This is a genomic window from Petrotoga halophila DSM 16923, assembly GCF_002924615.1.
Genome location: NZ_JALY01000037.1, coordinates 1 through 4,020 on the forward strand (window position 1 = coordinate 1; position 4,020 = coordinate 4,020).

Genomic DNA, 4,020 nt, shown 5'->3' on the forward strand with positions numbered 1-4,020 from the left:
GGTTTAAAAGCTGGTTTCTTATTTAGAGGAGGTGTTATGACATATATGAAAAGTAAATTAATGAAATCTTTACTATTTTTTGTTTTAATTACGTTGATAACTCTTATCTTTACAAGTTGTAATAAAGGTCAGCAAGATTTACCCGAAGAGATCAATATAGGGATTTTAAGAGTACCTAATGATGAAACTATTGCTATTGAAGAGGGTTTGTTTGATAAATACTTTTCTGATAAAGGTATCAAATGTAATTTTATAGTTTTTGATTCTGGAGTAGAAGCCAATCAAGCTTTTGCCTCAGGAAGTATAGATTTTGCTACCATGGGGAACATAAATTCTATCATTGCTTTCGTTAGAGACCTTGATGTAGAGTTAATTTGGATACACGAAGTCTTGGGTGATATAGAGGCCTTGGTCGTTAGAGAGAACGATGAAGTAAACAGTATAAATGATCTTGTAGGTAAAAAAATAGCAACTCCTTTTGCTTCCACTAGCCATTATATTTTATTGAACATTCTCAAAGAAGCAGGAATTGAAGATAAAGTTCAACTTCTAGACATGAAAACAGCTGAGATAGTTGCTGCCTGGTCAAGAGGCGATATAGATGCAGCTTATACGTGGCAACCTTCTTTAGGTGAACTCATAGCAAATGGCGGAAGAGTTTTAATTTCAAGTGAGGATATGTTAGAAAAAGGATATATTACAGCAAATGTTGCTTTAGTTAGTAAAAAATTTTCAGAAAAGTACCCTGATTTAGTTGTATCTTTTATAGACTGTTTGGCTGAAGCAAACGACATTTATTTAGATGATCCAGAACGTGCCGCTGAGATAGTTTCAAAAAATTTAGGAATATCACCTGAAACTGCTTTAACCCAAATGCAAGGTTCAATTTGGCTTACAAGAGAAGAGATGATCAGTTCTATGTATATGGGAACAACTGAAAATCCTGGTAATTTTGTAAAAGTTATGAAAGATACATCAGATTTTTTATACTCTCAAGGTTTTATCGAAAATTCACCAAGCTTAGAAGAATTTAGTGAATTCATTAACCCTTATTACATCGAAAAATCCATAGAAAAGGATGATGAGATATAGACAATCTTTATAAAGAAACTTTGATAAAAATCGAAAATTTGACTGTCAATTATCAAACAAAAACCGGCTTAATAGAAGCATTAAAAGATGTTAATTTAGAATTAAAAAAAGGTGAGTTTTTATGCATTTTAGGACCCTCTGGTTGTGGAAAAAGTACTCTGTTAAGGGTAATAGCAGGTTTTATACCATTAACATCTGGAAAATGTTTGATGCATGAAAATCCTATAGAAGGTCCAGATTGGCATAGAGGAGTTGTATTTCAATCTCCTACTCTATATCCATGGTTGACTGTTAAAGGAAACATTGAATTTGGGCCAAAAAGTAGGGGAGTACCAAAAGATAAAATCGAAGAGATTTCAAAATTCTTTATTCAAGAAGTTGATCTTGAGGGTTTTGAAGAAAAATATCCTTTTGAACTTTCGGGAGGTATGAAACAGAGAGTAGCTCTTGCAAGAGTTTTAGCAAATTATCCTGAAGTTATCTTAATGGATGAACCTTTCGGATCCTTAGACGCATTTACTAGAAGTAACATGCAAAATTTGATTCGAAATATTTGGCAAGAAAATAATTGCAGTATATTTTTTATAACTCATGACGTAGACGAAGCTTTAATGCTCGGTACGAAAGTTTTAGTTATGTCTCCCAGGCCTGGAAAAATAATAAAGGAGTTCACCCTGGATTTTACTAACAAGTTGCTAACTCAAAAAGCAAAAGACATACTTCATACAGAAGAATATTTTAATACAAAAAGCGAAATTTTAGATTTAATAAATTTTCAAAGTGTAATATAAAAAGATTATTCTTTTTTTGTTCTTAAATTCTTTGCCTCATGTAAGTATACAAAATTTTGGGTGCTGCTTTCACAAATAATCAGCACCCTTATTATTTTTTTTCGAGAATCATTAAAGGAAGCTTCTTCTAAACTCATAAAAGGGACGTTATTAAGATCTAATTTCTCACGTAGAATTGTAGCAGGATTGAGACTTTTGATGTCAGGGGTTACAGAGAATATCACTGATATTATACGTGATATATCGTTTTTATTCATTATTTCATTCCATAACTCTATAACATTTTCAGTTAATTCTATTGGATGATCTTCGTTTAAGGAAGTCGCTCCTCTTATTCCCACTATTTTATATTCAGAATCCATATTATCATATCCCCATTTATTATCACCAAAACACTTAATTATTTAGTTTTTTGTTCCAAACCTAATTCTCGCTTAACGAATACATGCTTATAAAACTCTAATTCATCACCTTTAGTGAAATCTTCGAAATTTTCAAATTGAATTCCACATTCTTTAGGTGCTTCAATAGATTTAACTTCATCTTTATAATGTTTCAAACTCTTAATTTTTACATCGGCAATCAAACCGCCATTCCTGTAAATTCTAACTCCGCCATCTCTTTGAACGTACCCTTCATTTACTTGAACACCAGCAATTTTCCCTACACCTTTTATCTTGAACTCTTCCTTAATTACACCATTTCCCGTGAGTTCTTCCTTTTGAATGGGTTCTAACATACCTTCTAAAGCTTTTTTGATATCATCAATCAAATCAAATATAATATTGTACCTTCTGACTTCTATTCCCTCAGCTTCTGCCATCTTTAATGCCTTTGAATCAGCTTTTACTCTAAAACCCAGAACAATCGCATCTGAAGCGGAAGCTAACATTATATCACTTGTGCTTACCGGTCCTATCCCCGCATGTATAATTTCAATATCTATTTCCGGATTTTCGAATTTCTGTATAGCGTTTCTTAAAGCCTCTATTTCTCCATAAGTACTGGCTTTTAATAAAATATTTAATTTCTTTTTTTCTTCCTCTTCCATTTTTTGCATAATATCTTCAAGCTTCACGTGTCTTTTAGCTGGACCTTTACTTTTTTCTTCTTCTTTTTCTTTTACTTTTTCTGCTAGCGTTCTGGCTTCTTCTTTTGAATCAATAACGTATAAAATAGAATGTGTGTTTGGAACATCATTAAACCCCAAAACTTGGACAGGAGTGGAAGGAACGGCTTTTATTAAACTTTCTCCTTTGTCATTTATCAATCTTCTGACTCTGCCATAAGTAGAACCTGAGATAAAATCATCCCCAACTTTCAATATTCCATCTTTAACTATAACCGTTCCCAAAGGACCCATAGCTTTGTCAACTCGACTTTCTATGATTACTGCTCTAGCTTTTCCATCGGGGATGCACCTTATCTCCTGCATTTCAGATACTAAGAGAATCATTTCCAACAATTCATCGATTCCTTCGCCTGTTTTTGCAGAAACAAGAACTGTTATTGTATCTCCTCCCCAATCTTCTGGAATAAGATTGAGTTTAGATACCATCTGTTGTTTTGTTAATTCAACATTAGCGTTAGGTTTATCAATTTTATTTATAGCCACTATTATAGGAACGTTGGCACTTTTTGCATGATTATAAGCTTCTATTGTTTGAGGCATAACACCATCATCTGCCGCAATGATAAGAACAACTATATCAGTTACTTGAGCTCCTCTGGCTCTCATTTCTGTAAATGCTTCGTGGCCAGGGGTATCAATAAAAGTAATCTTTTGGCCGTTGTACTCTATCTGGTAAGCACCTATAGATTGAGTAATACCGCCTTCTTCTTTATCAGCGACGTGGGTATTTCTAATTTTATCTAATAGAGTCGTTTTCCCATGATCAACGTGTCCCATAATAGTGACAACCGGTGGACGTGGAGCCAATTTGTCTTTCTCTTTTTCATAAATATCGTTCCACTTTTTGGCAAGAATAACTTCTACATCTTCTTCTTTCTCTTCTGCTTCCTCTTTTTCGATTTCAAAATTCAAAATAACGTTATAACTCATACTAATATCTTCTGCCATGGTTTTATCTAGTTTCTGACCTGGCCTCAATACTATGCCTTTCATAAACATATCTTT

General features: G+C 33.3%; 4 protein-coding genes. 2 read left to right on the forward strand and 2 right to left on the reverse strand.

Translation table 11 applies throughout. From position 1 onward, the window contains the following. Together AA81_RS01595 and AA81_RS01600 are read left to right on the forward strand one after the other, a co-directional pair. The coding region (locus AA81_RS01595) for a taurine ABC transporter substrate-binding protein (RefSeq protein ID WP_211292620.1) at positions 1–1,092 on the forward strand (1,092 nt) is incomplete at its 5' end. A gap of 20 nt (positions 1,093–1,112) precedes the next feature. After that, positions 1,113–1,883 carry an ABC transporter ATP-binding protein gene (locus AA81_RS01600; protein WP_211292621.1) on the forward strand — a complete coding sequence of 257 codons (771 nt, stop codon included), beginning with the start codon at positions 1,113–1,115 and terminating at the stop codon, positions 1,881–1,883. Positions 1,884–1,888: 5 nt separating this feature from the next. Here AA81_RS01600 and aroH read toward each other — a convergent pair whose 3' ends face one another. Further along, positions 1,889–2,245: a chorismate mutase gene (gene aroH / locus AA81_RS01605; protein ID WP_012208105.1), complete on the reverse strand. Its 357-nt coding sequence runs from the start codon at positions 2,243–2,245 to the stop codon at positions 1,889–1,891. Between the two features lie 38 nt (positions 2,246–2,283). Beyond that, positions 2,284–4,020: translation initiation factor IF-2 (gene infB, locus AA81_RS01610; protein WP_103897969.1), on the reverse strand; the 1,737-nt coding region annotated here is incomplete at its 5' end.

Excerpts from the sequence above, each read along its gene's own strand:
- aroH (WP_012208105.1), bottom strand. The coding sequence starts at position 2,245 with ATGGATTCTGAATATAAAATAGTGGGAATAAGAGGAGCGACTTCCTTA.